The sequence below is a fragment of the Rahnella sp. PD4 genome (assembly GCF_049199325.1).
Lineage (GTDB): Bacteria > Pseudomonadota > Gammaproteobacteria > Enterobacterales > Enterobacteriaceae > Rahnella > Rahnella perminowiae.
In genome coordinates this window covers 60,635-77,445 of record NZ_JBLZQF010000007.1, presented here as the reverse complement: position 1 = coordinate 77,445, position 16,811 = coordinate 60,635, and the positions used below count along the sequence as shown (strand labels likewise).

15 protein-coding genes and 1 other RNA gene are annotated in these 16,811 nt (G+C 46.9%); 2 read left to right on the top strand and 14 right to left on the bottom strand.

Translation table 11 applies throughout. The features are described 5' to 3' along the window. Nucleotides 1-6 precede the first annotated feature (6 nt). Nucleotides 7-2,043 (bottom strand): penicillin-binding protein activator, encoded by a 2,037-nt coding sequence (locus ACOZIO_RS17500; RefSeq protein WP_129991983.1) that lies wholly within the window; start codon nucleotides 2,041-2,043, stop codon nucleotides 7-9. A 61-nt stretch (nucleotides 2,044-2,104) separates the two neighbouring features. Here ACOZIO_RS17500 and rsmI point away from each other — a divergent pair, with 61 nt between their 5' ends. Together rsmI and rnpB are read left to right on the top strand one after the other, a co-directional pair. Beyond that, nucleotides 2,105-2,974 (top strand): 16S rRNA (cytidine(1402)-2'-O)-methyltransferase, encoded by an 870-nt coding sequence (gene rsmI / locus ACOZIO_RS17495; RefSeq protein WP_129954709.1) that lies wholly within the window; start codon nucleotides 2,105-2,107, stop codon nucleotides 2,972-2,974. 25 nt (nucleotides 2,975-2,999) lie between these two features. Further along, nucleotides 3,000-3,378: RNase P RNA component class A (rnpB, locus tag ACOZIO_RS17490), an RNA gene on the top strand. Nucleotides 3,379-3,432: 54 nt separating this feature from the next. On the opposite strand, the gene ACOZIO_RS17485 is transcribed toward rnpB, so the two are convergent. The 13 genes from ACOZIO_RS17485 to ACOZIO_RS17425 form a co-directional block, all read right to left on the bottom strand. Beyond that, entirely contained in the window at nucleotides 3,433-3,963 is a 531-nt protein-coding gene (locus tag ACOZIO_RS17485; protein ID WP_238483591.1) for a M23 family metallopeptidase, read from the bottom strand. A gap of 285 nt (nucleotides 3,964-4,248) precedes the next feature. Beyond that, nucleotides 4,249-5,046, bottom strand: coding sequence for a prepilin peptidase (locus ACOZIO_RS17480; protein ID WP_269154573.1), 798 nt, complete (start codon nucleotides 5,044-5,046; stop codon nucleotides 4,249-4,251). Between the two features lie 87 nt (nucleotides 5,047-5,133). Beyond that, a complete protein-coding gene (locus ACOZIO_RS17475; protein WP_421595543.1) occupies nucleotides 5,134-6,480 on the bottom strand; it encodes a hypothetical protein in 1,347 nt (448 codons plus the stop codon). An 11-nt stretch (nucleotides 6,481-6,491) separates the two neighbouring features. Beyond that, nucleotides 6,492-7,538, bottom strand: a complete 1,047-nt coding sequence (locus ACOZIO_RS17470) for a type II secretion system F family protein (protein ID WP_129954705.1) — start codon at nucleotides 7,536-7,538, stop codon at nucleotides 6,492-6,494. Continuing rightward, on the bottom strand, nucleotides 7,522-9,051 hold the full coding sequence (locus tag ACOZIO_RS17465; RefSeq protein WP_129954704.1) for an ATPase, T2SS/T4P/T4SS family: 1,530 nt from the start codon (nucleotides 9,049-9,051) through the stop codon (nucleotides 7,522-7,524). The genes ACOZIO_RS17470 and ACOZIO_RS17465 overlap by 17 nt, the downstream gene beginning before the upstream one ends. Further along, a complete protein-coding gene (locus ACOZIO_RS17460; protein ID WP_421595542.1) occupies nucleotides 9,048-9,548 on the bottom strand; it encodes a hypothetical protein in 501 nt (166 codons plus the stop codon). Before ACOZIO_RS17460 ends, ACOZIO_RS17465 begins: the two co-directional genes overlap by 4 nt. Beyond that, nucleotides 9,530-10,375: a hypothetical protein gene (locus tag ACOZIO_RS17455; RefSeq protein WP_421595541.1), complete on the bottom strand. Its 846-nt coding sequence runs from the start codon at nucleotides 10,373-10,375 to the stop codon at nucleotides 9,530-9,532. Before ACOZIO_RS17455 ends, ACOZIO_RS17460 begins: the two co-directional genes overlap by 19 nt. Nucleotides 10,376-10,378: 3 nt before the next feature. Beyond that, nucleotides 10,379-10,936 carry a pilus assembly protein gene (locus ACOZIO_RS17450; protein WP_129954701.1) on the bottom strand — a complete coding sequence of 186 codons (558 nt, stop codon included), beginning with the start codon at nucleotides 10,934-10,936 and terminating at the stop codon, nucleotides 10,379-10,381. 18 nt (nucleotides 10,937-10,954) lie between these two features. Beyond that, nucleotides 10,955-12,403, bottom strand: coding sequence for a type II and III secretion system protein (locus tag ACOZIO_RS17445; RefSeq protein WP_129954700.1), 1,449 nt, complete (start codon nucleotides 12,401-12,403; stop codon nucleotides 10,955-10,957). Nucleotides 12,404-12,428: 25 nt separating this feature from the next. Further along, entirely contained in the window at nucleotides 12,429-12,893 is a 465-nt protein-coding gene (locus ACOZIO_RS17440) for a TcpQ domain-containing protein (protein ID WP_240783490.1), read from the bottom strand. A 58-nt stretch (nucleotides 12,894-12,951) separates the two neighbouring features. After that, a complete protein-coding gene (locus tag ACOZIO_RS17435; RefSeq protein ID WP_129954699.1) occupies nucleotides 12,952-14,634 on the bottom strand; it encodes a type II secretion system protein in 1,683 nt (560 codons plus the stop codon). A gap of 81 nt (nucleotides 14,635-14,715) precedes the next feature. Continuing rightward, nucleotides 14,716-15,414: a prepilin-type N-terminal cleavage/methylation domain-containing protein gene (locus ACOZIO_RS17430; protein WP_217218822.1), complete on the bottom strand. Its 699-nt coding sequence runs from the start codon at nucleotides 15,412-15,414 to the stop codon at nucleotides 14,716-14,718. A 592-nt stretch (nucleotides 15,415-16,006) separates the two neighbouring features. Continuing rightward, nucleotides 16,007-16,711 carry a pirin family protein gene (locus ACOZIO_RS17425; RefSeq protein WP_129954697.1) on the bottom strand — a complete coding sequence of 235 codons (705 nt, stop codon included), beginning with the start codon at nucleotides 16,709-16,711 and terminating at the stop codon, nucleotides 16,007-16,009. Nucleotides 16,712-16,811 lie beyond the last annotated feature (100 nt).

Below are 16,811 nucleotides of genomic sequence, written 5' to 3'. Positions count from 1 at the left end.
TTTCTCTTAAGAAGAAACTGGCACCAGCGAGCCCTGGCGGTATTGCAGCCATGGCAATTTACGGTGGATGACACAGTTGCCATTGGCACTCAAATCTCCGGTGCTGCCGGAAACCTGGAAGCCAGGCAATGTGCGCATCTGGGAGAAGTGATTCGCCAGACTCCAGGCATCGATACCCATCGCATAGAGACGAACCAGCGAATAATCGTTACCAAATTTCGCGGCTGCCTGCTGCATCAGCGCCGGGTTACCGCCTGCCAGCAACGGAATATCGCTAAACTGTACGCCTTCCATTTCCAGACGGTAGTCCGGCCCGGCACCTGCCTGGTAGCTACGTGAACTGGCATAGACTGCCGGATGTGAACGGCCATTTACGGCAAGATCCAGCATCGGTTTGATCAGCGTCAGTTCACTTTGTGTCGCGACAACGTAGACGGAATCCACCGCCCCCCCGGTACTGCCTTGCGTAATCTGTGCATCTGTTGGCGGTGCCGGGATAGTAATGCCACCAATAGTCACGCCCTGCGCTTGTGCTGGCGCGGCGGCATCACTGGCGATGACCGGCGTACCCGTCAGGCGGATACCGCTGCCGATAGAAGAACGTAATTCACCGGCTGAACCGAGACCTTGTTTCAGCACGGTTTGGCCGCCCAGTTTCTGCCATTCATTAGCAAAAGCCTGTGCGATACGGTCGCCGAAGTTGCCACGCGGCACCAGTAACAGCGGCGTACGTTTCTGCTCAGACCACATGTGGCGCGCAGCATCCTGTGCCTCGTCTTCCGGCGAGAGCGCAAAGTAACAGATATTCGGGCTGTTTTTCTCAGTTTCTGGCTGATTGAGCGCTAAAACATTCAGCGGGGTCTGATCAGAAGAGAGTTCATTCACCTGATCTTTCAGCAGCGGACCGACAACCAGCGTTGCGCCATCCTGCTGAGCCTGCGTCAGAAGTGCGGCCAGCGGCTGACCATTAGTGTCATACACTTTCACCTGCGCATTACTGCTGGCAACGGGGGCCGCCGCCGGCGTTGCGGCCGGCTGGGCCGGTGAAGGATCGGTCTGCGCCGGGGTGTTTTGTGCGCCGGCATCCGGTGCGGAGGTACTGACGGCCGCGTTCGGGTCAGCCGGTGCCTGCGGTTGTGCGTTAGCATCCGCCGTTGCTGCCTGCGGCGCCGGCAGGCTGATCTGACCGTTCATGGCCGCATTAAAGCCCTGCTGAATGGCATTCCCGTAAACTTGTGCCGGGCCGCTCATCGGCAGGAACAGTGCAATTTTGCCGGTTGAGGCAGGCTGGAAGGTCAGCACATTATTAAGCTGAGTTGGCAGACTTTTCGCTGCCGGATTCACCGGATAACGACGTTGCCAGTCTTTAATCCCGGCTTTCAGCAAATCAGGATCCTGCTTGTTGCTTTGCCATACGCTGAGTAAATCCAGCCATCCCTGCAACGTATTTTCATCAGCATTGATCACGATGCTGCTGACGTCCTGCGGGGACAGCTGCGTCAACGCCATCCAGGTGTGGTCAATATTGTCCTGATGTGGCTGTCCTTGTAACAGCGATTCCTGTGCGATATAGGCGCGGATCACGCCGAGGCTGGTGCGTCCCTGGCTGGCATCGATTTGCGCCTGATAATAACGGGCTTTCTGATCGTTGGTCAGACTGTGAGGGTCGAGCTGGCTCAGGCTGGTGGCGGCTGCCGGATAATTTTTCAGCGCAACCTGCACTTCTGCACTGGTCAGTTGCTGCTCGACGGTTTGAGCGGCGGTCAGATTTTGCGGTACTTTAGCCAGTTGCTCCGCCGCCTGAGGCGCTTTGCCTTCGCGTATCAGGGCACGCACTGCAAGCAATTGCCAGTCAGCCTTGTTATCATCACTGCTTTGCTGCGCCTGCTGCAAATAATAGTCAGAGCTGCCGGACGCTGCACCCTGGACACTTTCTGTCGGTGCCTGCGGCGCCTGGCCAGAACAGCTGGCGAGAAGCATCGCCACGATGATGGCAGGGAGTAAACGTCCCGAACGGGTACGAAAGGTCATTGAGGAAGGCATTCAGTTTCCAGTGATGTTTTTTTAAGATGCTCAATATTAAATCGGCAATCCGGATGAAACAATGAATCAAGACGATCAAGCAGATATTTCTGCCTCAACGCTGTATATCGTACCGACGCCAATTGGCAATTTAGGGGATATTACCCAACGCGCGCTGGCCGTACTGAACAGTGTCGATTTGATTGCTGCAGAAGATACCCGCCATACCGGATTGCTGCTGCAACATTTCGCGATCACCGCAAAAATGTACCCGCTGCATGACCATAACGAACAGCAGAAAGCCGAGCATTTACTGGCGAAATTGCAGGAAGGCCAGACCATTGCGCTGGTCTCGGATGCCGGTACGCCGCTGATTAATGACCCCGGTTATCATCTGGTGCGTCGCTGCCGCGAAGCCGGTATCCGCGTGGTGCCGTTACCCGGTGCCTGTGCGGCGATCACCGCCCTTTGTGCGGCGGGTTTGCCTTCTGATCGTTTCTGTTACGAAGGGTTTCTGCCCGCTAAAACCAAATCCCGTAAAGATACGTTGCAGTCACTGATTGAAGAACCGCGCACGTTGATTTTCTATGAATCAACGCATCGTTTACTCGACAGTCTGCAGGATATGGTCGAAGTGTGGGGGCCTGAGCGGTATGTGGTGCTGGCGCGTGAACTGACCAAAACCTGGGAAAATATTCACGGTGCGCCTGTCGGCGAGCTGCTGGCCTGGGTGCAGGAGGTCGAAACGCGCCGGCGCGGCGAAATGGTGCTGATTGTTGAAGGCCATAAAGTGGATACCGAAGCGTTACCGGCAGAAGCCCTGCGTACTCTGGCGCTTTTGCAAAAAGAACTGCCACTGAAAAAAGCTGCCGCGCTGGCCGCTGAAATCCACGGTGTGAAGAAGAATGCGTTGTATAAATACGCGCTTGATGAGCAAGAGGGTGACAAATAGGGCGTAATACCCTATTATCCGCCGCGGAGTTGACCAGACAGTCGCCGCTTCTTTGCCGTCCCTTTCGGGGGAGACAGAAGGAGGGGAGGAAAGTCCGGGCTCCATAGGGCAGGGTGCCAGGTAACGCCTGGGAAGCGCGAGCTTACGACAAGTGCAACAGAGAGCAAACCGCCGATGGCCCGCGCAAGCGGGATCAGGTAAGGGTGAAAGGGTGCGGTAAGAGCGCACCGCGCGGCTGGCAACAGTTCGTGGCATGGTAAACTCCACCCGGAGCAAGGCCAAATAGGGGTTCACATGGTACGGCCCGTACTGAACCCGGGTAGGCTGCTTGAGCCAGTGAGCGATTGCTGGCCTAGACGAATGACTGTCCACGACAGAACCCGGCTTAACGGTCAACTCCACTCCATTGAAAACAAAAGCGGGTGTTCCCCTCAGGGATACACCCGCTTTTGTTCCCTTCAGGACAGCTTGTACAAACGATAACGTCCGTTCTGCAACAGAACTTTGTAATGTCCAAACACTGTCTGGTTTGCACCGGCGTAGATCGTTTTCCCTTTATATTTCACCATCACTTTTTCCTGACCGCCTATTTCCGTGACCAATATAATTTTCGGAACCGCAGGTTTCGGCGGACTGACGGCTGCGGCAGGCAGAACAGTATTTGTCTCTGAAGCCGACAGGAGTTTTGCTGAATCCATTGTCTGCCCGTGATACATCAGCTCAAAATGCAAATGTGGCCCGGTGCTGCGTCCGGTATTCCCGGAGTAGCCAATCACTTTGCCCCGTTCAATTTCTTGCCCGGTGGCCACAGTGATCCTGTCAAGATGCAGATAGCGGCTACGCCACCCGAGCGGATGACGTATTACCACGTAATTTCCCGCAGTCGGATGAGACATGGCTTCCACGACGATCCCCTTCTCCGTAGCCAGCACCGGCGTTAACCGTGGCGCGGCAAAATCAGTCCCCTCATGCGGGGAAAAACGTTGCATGAGGGGGTGCCACCGCAGGCTGAACGGGGACGTGATCCGCAACGGAATATTTAATGGCGAAAGGAAGTGGGGATAGCGAATTGACGATGTTTTTGATGTCTCGGTATTCCCCTCTGATACTTTGTCTCCTGGGGCAGTCAGTAACATTGCTGAAGAAAAATGATCCTCAATAACTTCAACATCGGGACGCGTAGCCTGAATCAGAGCCAGCGTTACCGCCACATCGTCCGTCGCCTGAGTTAAAAGCGGAATGAGCAGCAGGAAAAGTAATACCCGGCGCATGGATTAAAGTCGCTCAATAAAAAACATCACCAGCCCGGCCATGGCGATTGAAGGTCCGAAGGGGATGTAATGTTTGGCGGATTCAGGATGGTCTTCATCCAGCGACCGGCGTTTGTTGAGTACTGTACAGAGCAGGTAAACAATAATACCGGACCCTGCAGACCAGAGAATCAGTTCAGGGAGTTTTTCCATGCCCAGCCAGGCGGTGATGGCAGCCATCAGTTTAACGTCGCCATAACCTAATCCTTCGCGGCCACGTAATTTTTCATAGGCTGCCATGAGGGTATAAAGCAAAAGCCAGGCAAGCGCTGCGCCACAAATCGCTGAGCGAGGCGCAATATCAGTCGTACCCAAAACCGAACCCAGTAAGCCGCTCCATAGCAGCAGCGATACTAAACCGTCAGGCAAAATCAAATGCTGAAAATCAATCACTGACAAGCTGTAGAGCAGGCAGAAATAGAGGAAAAAGCAACAGACCTGAATTTCAGTAAACTGCGGCAGCGCCACCAGGGTCAGCAAGGTAAAAACACTACCGCACAGTATTTCGGATATCAGATACTGTGGAGAGATAGTGCTCTGACAATGACGACACTTGCCTTTCAGCCACAACCAGCTCAGAACAGGAATATTGTCACGTTTCCAGACCGGCGCCCCACATGCCGGACAATGGGAGGGGGGCCACCAGAGGTTTACTTTTACCGCATCCGGTTCCGGGCTTAATTCAGAAAAAATCATTAACGGAAGCCGGTAAATCATTACATTAATAAAGCTGCCAATAAACAATCCGAATATCAGTGCCATGATAGGATAAAACCAAAAATAGAAAAGCGTCATTAAAAAATTCCCTGCGAGAATGAACGGAAGAATACGGTATTTTCAGTGGGAGCATTATTTCTCTGTGATACCTTTTTTTACTTCCATAAAATCAATGAATATATTTGGTCGTTCTTCCGTTGCAATTTCTAATCGCTGCGAAAATAACTGAGTGCCTTTGGTGTCGCAAATATAAGCATTGTCTGATGTCGGTTGCTTTTCCATCATTTGTGCAAAGGTAAATCCTTTCTGCCCTTCCGGAACATGGATAATATTGAAACCGGGCACTTCCCTAAACGAATCGACAGCCGGATCCTGGAAATGGGCTAAGTCGGTATAATCATCCACCGATCCTTTAGCACCATTCAGGCATGTAAATATATCACTACCCCGTATACCTTGCTCGTTAATAGCCCCCTCTCCTTGCCAGAGCCCCGACCAATGCACACCTCCGGCAAGACGAGTATGAATTGCAGCAACATCTGTTATGGCTATCCTCTCGTTATCCAGGTAGTAGGGAATAAGATACATACTCTCCGTTTTACGATGATTGAGCGTATCTTTCCCGTTTGAAACGAAAGCATAATTGGCAGGATAATCATTGTTGATCCTGAAACTTGTATAGGGTACGAAATATTCTCCGTCATCACTTTGGAGTGTCCATGCTGCAAGCCGTTGCTCACTTCCATCAGCATCGCCGAGCAACAAGGCTTCTAAGTGTATGACTTCCATATGGCGATGAGGAAGATAAACAACCAGTTCATGTCCTTCCCCTCCCGTGCTGTTATTACTGGTATTACCTTCAGGGCCGTCTGAAGCCCGGGGGAAAATAACCGTGCCAACCCATAATTTTTGATTTTTGCTGGCGGCCAGTTCAATCAGTTCATCATATAAAGAGAGGTTTCGCGTCGAGCTGGTCATTGCTGGCTTACATTTATAACGTTGCTCTTTCAGGGTGACAGGCGTACCTGAACATGCCGTGATTGCCGGGAAGGGGTCGCCTTTCTGATAGGGTTTTGCATTAATAATGGGGAGGCCCCAGTCTCCTTCTTTACCGCCACTCACCCAGCTGTAATTGGCTTGTGTATCATAGTGAAGGTAGTGTTCTGAGAAATCAAAATTGTCATCTGTTATCTCCGGTAAACGCTGGGCAGGAACGTGTCCGGAAGAGGATTCTATATACATAATATTTATTGCAATTGGCAGGGAGTTTTTCTCCTCATAGGAATATTTGTTACCACTTCGGGTATATCCAAAAAAATTAGCAATAGGTAACGCGAGGGGCATATCCAGCGGTTGTGCTGTACCGCCACCGCTATCAGGTTCAGCAAATTTGAACGCGCCTCCTTTAGGTATCTTGGCCGAAAAGCTATTAACCGATACTATATTCAAGATAATGAAAAGCATAATTATTTTTTTCATCATACATCCTTTTAAAAAGAACCGCTTGCGCCCATTTTCCCTAATGTATCTGAAAGGGCGAATAGTGCTGCGAAAACCCATATAACACAGCCACCTAAAACGAGGGTAGATAATGACTTGAGTAAACCGGATAATTTCTGAATATATTCTCTGATATGCTCTCTTGATTTATGCGATACAGAGGTTAATACTTCATTGAATGACGATAAGCCCGCATAGAGGCTAATGTTTAGCAAAGTTTCAGGGCCAAATAATCCGGTGTTCAGCGCATCACCGTATCCTAACCCTATCGCCATTTTCTCCCGCATAGTGTTGATATGATTTTTCAGCCATCGGTTGGAGTTCAATAAAATGATCGCCAGGCCATCATTCAGTGGGATCCCATTCTTAAGCATTAGCGCCAGATTGTTGAGGAAGATAGAGGCCGCAATTTGCTTGTAAGTGGAAAAGGGTAAAATACGGTCAAGAAATTTATTCCTGAATGAGCCGCAAAGATTAATCATGACAAACCGGATAATAAAGACGGTCAAAAGAATAGCAATTAACATGTAGATCCATAACCCTGCGACCAGGGATAGACCAAAAGAATAAAGTGACTGGGTGATACCTGGCCATTTAGTCACCGGGACAACACTTTCAAAGGCAGGAAATACTTTGACAGAGTAGCCTGCGATCACTGTTAATGAAAGAATCAGCATAATGAAAGGAAAGAGGACGGCAGACGTCAGTTTTTTCTTTAACTCACTATTATAAGTAATGACATTAACTAAGGTTATAAACCCGTCAGCGAGACTGCCGCTCTGTTCGGCTGCATTGATAACACTCAGCTCACTTTGTGGAACAAGGCCATCAAACATAACCGCAATAGACGCACCCGTCAGACCTGCTTTCATGTTATTGGTTAATATGCCAATGTTTTTGGCAAAGCCAGATCCCAACAGGCTTTTCCCTTCAACCTGAAGTTTTAACAAAGAATCGTAAAGTGGTAATTCTGTGCTGATCATGTCAGCACAGAATTTATAGAGAAATAATCGTTGTTTTTTATTGAATTTTGCCAAGGATCACCGCCATGTTTTCCTGTTCGACATCACCAAATTCCATGCTAAACCAGGCTGCACAAACCCGACCGCGAAGTATCTCAGCGAAGACCTTTTCTTTTATTTCAAACCCTTCGCTCAGGCCAGGTGCTGACAGCCTTTTTTTCCGCCATAGGGTATAAACCTGCAACCATTCCTGTTTTGAAATCGCGGCAAGTTCATCGTAAGTGGGAAGCATATACTCCATCACCAGCTGTCTGCCGCTGATGCCGGTATATTTACAATGAACGCAACCAGATTCATTTTGTTCATATAGCGACATTATTTTTCCACCGAATGTCATTTCAACGGAACGATGACAATGGGGACAAATAACCGGAACCAGCTTCTGGCACTGCAATCCGGCAATAAAACCGGGTGTAGAAAGTTTATCGCTGGTGATACCCATCGCAGATAAACGCTGAAGTAATGAGACGATATTCCCGGCATGCACGGTCGTGAAACAGTAGTGCCCGCTCTCTACGGCACCGGCAAGCGCATTGGCCGAAATATTGTCACGTATTTCTCCCACCATCAGAACGTCCGGATCCCGGCGCAGTGCAGATTTAATCGCAGAATGAAAACCCCCGCCTTCTACACTGACGACAGAGCTTTGTTTGGCACCGAAGATCTGATACTCAACCGGGTCTTCGACCGTCAGGAAACACCCTCTGCTGCTGTAGCGGTTTATTTGCAGCCATTCCATTAAATTCTTCAGCGTTGTAGATTTACCCGAACCGGTCGTACCGGCAATGATGTAAGCACCATAAGGATTACTGAGGATTTTTTTTAAATCTTCCAACTCATCATCTGAAATACCCAGCCTGCTAAGATTTGCGACGGCACTTTTCGATAATCCGGAAGGAATAATACGCAACACGGCGTGATAGCAATCGTTCGTCTCACCAAAAATGGGGAAATGCGCATAGCGGAAGCGGAAACTGAGTTTATTAAGTGTGTAGAGGATATTGGCGCTTTGCGGAATGGTGCGGTTCCACGTGGTGTCACGTGTACTGGCCTGGACGTTATACAGCACGAAAACCAGTTCATCACATTTGCTGGATGCCATCTGCATCATGGGCACCAACATACCGTTTACACGCACTTCCAGCTGAGCCAGGATATCGTTGCGGGTTATATGCAGGTCACTGGCTCCCATATTTACCGCTTCAATTAATATCGCCTCGAGCTCTTTCTGCGTTTCACTGATATCCAGGGCCACACTGCTGAGCTTCTGTAATGAAACCAGCTCGAAAATTTTGAAATAAACGCTTTCGCTGACCCCGGCTACCCCGAGTACCTGATGACGATGAACATCATTGAGTTTGCGAATTTCATATTGAATAATATGCAACTCTTCTACTACAGAGCGTTGGGAGACCAGAAACTCCTGCCCCTGCGAGCGGGCCAGAAGCATATGATCTTCTATTTCAGAGAAAGTCCATTCACCATTGTGAAGGGATTCTTCGGTAAGCCGGACAAAATCGAGGATCACCGGGAAATTTCCTGAACATACGAGTGCTGCCCGTTTTTATCCTGATGTACCGTATAGCGCTTTCCGTTAGCAGAAAAGACTTCACCTATACGCACGAATACTGTTTTCGTGCCCACGGAAACAGCCGCTTTGGTAATGCCTGCAATTTGCGACAACATCATCACCCGGGGCTCATCCACCGGCGCTGATTCGGTTTTCGGCTCTTCGCCTGAAGGCCCGTCATTCATGATTGGCATCGCGGATACCGGATTCAGTTCAGCCGCTTCATTTTTGATTTTCGCCATCTCAAGCCGTAATTTCGCCAAGGCAAGTTGCTGGGAAAGTAGTCGCTGAGACTGATTAAACTGCATGTCTTCTTCCATCAGCTTGGAAATATGTTCCTGTACAGGCGCAGGGACGGGAGAGATATTCTGACCGGTTGTGCTGATCTCGTCGGCAAAGTTGCTGGTCGAAAATAAAGCGACCAGGGTAGTGAGGATTATTTTCCGCTTCTGCATACCATTACTCCTGTAATTTTATTTTCCTTGCTACTATCAACTTTTTGAATGATAAAAGCGTCCTTAAAGGCATGACGTTCCAGTACGCTGGCGATATTCAATATATCCAGATAATGAAGTGGTTTGGGAAGTGACATTTCCCACGAAATAACGTTTAAACCGTAATATTTCGCCTTACCTCTCTGTGAGATTTTCTTTTCAGTTGCTATTACAGCAGCGCCTGGCAGGGCGGTTATTTTCAGCGCCTGTTCGCTTCCCGTCGCAGAGTTATAGGAGTAAATATAATTCAATGCATTGCTACAGGCAGGAGGCGAAATTTCCTGCTTCCTTTTATAGGCATTCAGGAGGGGATTTTCGCTGAGACCCGATTTTACCTCTGTAAAATAAAAAGTGTTTTCAGAAAAGTTGGCGTTATAGGTTTTTCCCCAGAAAATTTTTTGGGCAACGCTAAATATCGCTCCCTTGCTTAACTGATAACTGAATGCGCACTTTTGTGCATCACAAGAGAATGTTTCATTCGTATAATTCATGTTATACAATTTACTATAACTATTGGTTATCTCAACGGCCAGTTTAGTGAAGGCCGAAATACTTCCTCCCGTGAGCGCTTTCAAATAGAAGGCGTCAACAGCTTTAACATCTGCGGCCAGTTGTGTTTGTTCACGAACTTTTTTTGCTTTCAGTTCCTGACCAGGTTCATACACTAAGTAATACCAACCGGCAAAACCTGCCGCAATCAACAATACCAGAGTGGCGGCGGCAATACCTAATTTAGTATTCTTAGAAACCGGTAGCGTATTTTTCCGTAATTTTAATTTTTTGATCATTTTTTATCCGGAAATAATAGTATATAGAAAAACAGATGACGCAATAAGTAACAAAAATATGCCAAATCCTACTGCGCTCCAAAACATACGTTGTTTCTTTTTGAAAATTTTCTGATTTGATTTACAAGATTCAGCAATAGTGTCTAATTGCGCCAATGAAATTTCAGTTACCTGAAGTCTGGCGTATTTTGACTCAGGCAACGAAGCCACCATTTCCTGAAAGAAATTTTCAGTAATAACACAGTCACTGCCGCTGATAATGATACCGTCCATGATCATCAGCAAGTAAATCTGTCCTTTACCTGCAGAAAAATAATAGAATCCGTCACCATAGAGATTTCTAAGATGGACAGCAAAAGGTTCACAACCCGGAGATGTTCTTTCAGAATAACCGATAAGCTCACTGACTTCAGCATCCCCCTGAACACTATAAATATATCTCCGGTGACTACGCCGTATGTTTGCCATCCATTTTAGATATCCCGGCGCCATATTATCGTGTATGGGTAAGTCCCAGATTAAACCGGTCAATATGTTATTGCGCGATAGTGTATTTAACATGACTGTCACATCCAATAATTAATGATTCAGAGGTGCACGATAATAGTCAATACCCACAACCATCACGACGGTATTCTCATCGTCAGCCGTATTTTCACCATAACCTAACAACTGATATTCTTTATTTTTACTCAGGTCATTCATTTCATACTTCGCGACCATGAGTAAACTGCCCGGCGTAACCGCTGTAGAGTTAAACATCTCGGTGGTAGTCACATTGGGCAACTGTACGGTGTCGAAAACATCAATAGAATTTAACTGACTCTTGGTAAAACCGCTGGTGACTTCTACCCGACCGTCTTTATTGATCCGTGGGGTAATAATAAAACTGGTGCCGGTGATGATTTCAGAGGTTTCGATCTCTACATCTTCCTGACCATTATCATTATTAATGGTGCGTGTTCGCCCGGAAACATAGTATTGAGAATTTGTCATATTGAGCGGTACCGGCGTGTTATTACGGGTGACAAATGTCCCGCTCTGCAGAACTTTACTGCCCGTCAGGGAATAGAGTGCGTTCAATTTGGCCGATACACTGAGTGCATGATCAGCACCCGCACCGAGCGTCATTCCACTATCCATTGTATTCATCATGGCAGTATTAATAACAATGCTTTCACCGCTGTCTATATAGGACATGTTCAGACCTGCACCATACTCTTCCATTTTCTCTTTATTGAGTGTGAAAATTTTGTAGGTGACAATGAATTGGCGATTATTGTCAGCCTGGTATTTTTGCAACACATCATTCAACGCTTTATATTCTGACGGCCGTCCGGTTAGCGTTACGATGGAAGCATCTTTAAATACGGTATACATGCCGCTTGAGACATACTTTTCTGCCATGTCTTCAACGTCATCCCAAAATGTAGATTCGAATTTAGTTTCTGATTTACCTTTAAGTCCCCCATTGCTAACCGCATCATTCGAAAGATCGAGACTGGCTTCAAATTTATTATTTTCTCCATAAAAATCCAGTTTTATGGCATAGACGCTATAAGCATCCACTTTAAGAATATTATTCTCATCAAGGGTAGTATTCACATCGTAAAGGGCTGAAACATAGCGCATGAATTCTTCAAAAGTCCCTGTGAAATTAATGCTGTGTGCTTCAATGTTTACTTTACCGCCTTCAAGGCCTTTCTGGTCGGGGAAAGCCAAATTTACTTTATGGCTGACACCTGTTTGCGCGAGTAAAGCATCGAGCACGGTATTCAGATCAGTGGGTTCATAGGAGTTCACAGTAACTTTCTTAGCGAGCAGTGTTTGCCGCGTAGAACTGTAATCCACTTTTTTACCTAAATAAGCAGCATCATATTTCACATAAGGTTTAACTTTCATTTCTCCTGCAGAAGTCGCTCCCGGTAATGTATCCTTAACATTTTCACGTGCAAATGTCTGATTGAATTCATGGGTACACCCCTGAATAAGCAATACCAATGTAATTAATCCAATTCTAGTTTTCATATATCCTTATCCTGAAAATCAGTCGTTACATATCATCAACAAGTAAAACGCGGTTCTTCTGATAGTTTTTGATGATTAATCCATAATTTTCAGAAGCAAAAAGATCCCCTAAACCTGTCAGCACCTCGTCTTCATTTTTGCCTGTCAGGGTGATGGGGCTAAAAATTAAATAATCACTTTTACTTTGCCAAAGTAATTTATATCCGAAGTCCCTGGCCCATTTCTGTAAACCCTGGCTCAGCAGATCACCGCTATTCAATAACAAAGTCACTTGTAAAGGAGTTGATAAGACGCCCTTAGGTTCAGCAGGAATGGGCAACGCGGGAGAATTCCCGCCGGAGAAGGGGTTGCGGCCTGTTTGTGAGGATGTACTCACTGAAGGGGGTTGAGATGTTGCTGAAATAGTGCCATCGGCATTGACCATTGCATGTGCATATTGCCCCATAGCCACGGACAGTATAATAACGCATCCAATCATATTAATTTTCATCTTATTTCATCCTGAAATTTTCATAAAAATACAGTGCCGTACCTTCATTTACGTTGCGCTAATAGGGCGGCATGGGGACATCAGCCCCAGCAGCGGGTTGTTTGATCGAGCTACACCATGAAGTCAGCACAACTGAAAGCGAACTTGGATTAATGACACTGACACCTTTCCCTGAAATATTATCAAACACGCCACTGGTGGCGCTGATGACCCAGTAATCGTCAGGAGATATTTTTTTGTCATTCTCCTGGATGAGATTCACCTGTACGGCAACACCGCTTAAATGATCTAAAACGCCTTTTGTCGTTGTCCGGTTATTTTCGCTGTTGGAGAAATCAGAAAAATCCTCCCCGCCTTCACTTTCGCTGCCTGCATTTCCCTGTTTGCCTACATCAGCGACAATGGATGAGATTGCAGCAGCCAGCCGTGGATAAAGTACTCGCGGCGCATTTTGGGGATTACCCGGGGCCGGAGGCGCTAAGGGGCATTTTTGCACCGGAATTTTAATATACCCCGGCTCATCGGTGACGCTTTTATCATAGTTATCTGGGTCATCAATAATGACATCATTGGTGCCCCTGTCTTTTTTATTGCCAAAGGAGTGATAGGAAACAACCGGACTGGTCATGAGCGCAATGATATTTCCTTTTTCAGGATCGAAAGCTTCACCTTCAAAAATAACATTCGCCATTAATGTTCCCGTTACAGTTTGGTTGTTGGCATCTTTGGCTGTCAGATGCATGACGCCTTCCTCATTGTTCCGGCCTGTACCGTCTTCAACTTCCAGGCAATGCGTCATCATATTTTCTTTAAGATTCCAGCAGAGCTTATCCACGCCGACTAAACCATCGGGTTTTATCACTTTCCCCATACCTGCCTTAAAACTAAACCTAACCCCCAGCTGAGCGGCAGTTTGGTCAATCTTATCGAGGTAGGACACCATGCTGCCGAAAGGTACCGCTTCGTCATTTGTCTTCGCGTCATGGGTTTTCAGCAGTTTCCAGCCGGTGCCGAAATTTGCTACATCGGTGCCCTTTGCTTCCCGCCGATAGATATAATCAGCGTGTTGATATGCCAGGTCGTAATGAGTGAATGCTTTACTAAACGCTGTCGCATAATTTTCGATAGTAAATTTATCCATATCATTTTTACCGTTAATTCCCGGATGAAAACTCACGTAGAAATCAACGCGATCAATAGTCCGTGTCTCTTCGTCACCCACCAGATCCACACGTTCTAATACCAGAGATTTATCCTGGTTGTTTGCCGGTTGATTGCAGGCTAAATCTTCTACCTTGAATTCCTTATCAGCGACTTTCTTGTTGCCCGTGCTGTAACAGCGATGGCTGGTGAAATAACCACGAGACAATGTGTTATCCCACTGAATAAAATGGTCAGTGTCTTTCGGGTCAGTGCTGAAAGCCTGATCCTCTACACGCCAGCCATAAGTTTTACCTTTTTCATTAGCTGTAGAAATCGTTCTGTCGAAAAGCGGGTTCACTATGAAATCCATTTCACCATCAGCGTCGCTGTCCTCAGTAATCTGAATTTCATCCCTGTTAATAAATTGCAACATGCCATGCACTTCGTTCGCAATAATATTGGTCAGGTTTTCTCTGGCCACTGATTCTATTTGTTTCTTTTTAAAGAGAGCGAATGAAGTAAAAATGAGACCCATGATTCCCATTACAACGATCATTTCCAGTAAGGTAAAACCTTTGCTGTTGCTTACCTTTGGCATAAAAATTCCCATCGTTATGGAAGTCATCGAAAATGAGCCTGCAACGATAACGGCCGCAGGCTCCTGTACTCATAAAAACAATTATTTACTGCCTAAAATCAGCGCATTATCTGAACCTGTCGATGCATCGCAGAATCCTGCAGCCACGATGGTTGTCGGACTCAGGGTATCGGCAGTCAGGGTTTTGAGAATAGACGTGGTAGGTTCGCCGGATAACTCTGCGGGTTGTGGTGTTACGAGTGCGCCGGCTGCGGCAGTACCAGAAGCCACATAATCCCATTGTCCGCCCAGCTGGGAAGCAATGTTACGGCAGTCTTCTGTTTCCAGCCCGTTTATCACCAGATAGAAGCCTTTCGCTTTTGCATCTTCAGAGACGTATTTAACCCCACCAATTTCAAACGCATCATTTGACATGCCATTAAAGGCTTCAGCCGCAGAAATTTTCCCCATTTTAACTAACGTAGAAATTATTGAGCCAGTCGTGTCGGTTGCAGTACCAATTGTCGACTTAGTTAGATCAACAGCACTCACCATCGCAGGGTATTCTGCACTGTCTTTATAAGCTTCAGTCGTCCCTACCCGCACTGAGTTGGTATTATCGGCTAAATCACTGATATCCTGCGCAGTAAAGGCACGGTTTGCCAGGATTACAACACCTGCAGCAATAATACCGATAATGCCCAGCACGATGATGATTTCCAGTAAGGTCACACCGCGTTGTTTCTTAAGTTCCTGATATTGATTTGCTTTGCGCTTTAGCGCATTAATTGCGTTTTTCATACCTTAATCCTTAGGCTTGAAATATATTTATAAAATGACATAGTAATACGATCCCGCTGAAATACAGTGGGAGTAATATAAAAATAGAATGTAAGACTAAAGTCTTAATGTTATGTCTAACGTTTTAAAGCTATTAGTGCATCTCACTCCTTATTATAAACCCCCATTTTCCTGACCAGCGTTGAAAAGCATAAATCAAAATAAAGCGTTCGTATAGATAATGGGGCAATAAAGAAGACAAAAAATAAATTATAATTTAATTATCAAAATACAACCTGTAAGATCATTTAAATGAATATTATAAATACAAACATCAATATAAAGATTTAAGTATCAATATTAATGATCATTCATGACTTTTAATAACTGACTGTTTTGAGGTTATTTATTTGTTTTTCAGACAGTTGAAAGGATATGGGGTCTGTCCCATCGAATCACGGTAAAAGGTTAGTCTGTCCCGCAAATTGCACGATGACAGGACGAAAAAAGCAGGACCGGATAGCATTTCCCTGAGGGAAACTGATAAACAGGTGTACAAAAAACCGCACAAAAGAATTTGTGCGGTGTGGTTTTTATAACAAGGGCCGGAGAATCAGAGTGGCATATCAATCAGTAGCGCCCGTAACGGGGTGCAGGCACAAACCGTCAGGCTGTTTTCCTGATGGATAAATGCGCCATCACCGCAGGCCAGTTTTTGCAGTTCACGGCTGGCTGATCCCAGAGCATCCACCTGGCCATGAATCGATTGCAAATATGCGCGTGGCCCGCGTACCGGCAGCGTAATTTTTTCACCTGCCGCTAAATCCAGATGATGGATCCACACCTTTTGCCGCAGTTGCAGGCTCCCGTTTTCACCGTCCGGTGAGGCCAGCAGGAAATGCGTGACCTCCGGCAGCGTCATTTTCTGCGTCAGCGGATTCTCATGCTCAGGGCAGGCATCCAGCCACAGTTGCATCCGTGTCAGTGGCCGGGTGGTGCTGGTATTCAGTTCGCTGTAACTGACATTCGCCTGCGTCGACAGCAATGCGGCTTCACCGGCACTGACCCCGGTACTGTTGCCTTCACTGTCACGGTATTCCGCTGAACCCTGTAACACCAGATTCAGCACATCCACGCGAGGATAGGTGCGTGGCTGGAAACTGGCGCCGGGTGCCAGCACTTCCTGATTCAGGACGCGCAGAGACGCATATCCCATCAGTTTGGGGTCAAAGTAATGGCCAAAGGAGAATGTATACCGTGCCTGGAGCCAGCCAAAGTCAGCGGTACCGCACTCTTTTGCCGTTCTGCTGGTAATCATGGCGGTCGCCTCTCTTAAAAATTTCGATGTATAAATGGTAAGCGTCTGGACGTGTGATTGTTAGCCAGTTAATCTGGTCGCTATATTCAAATTTCCTGAA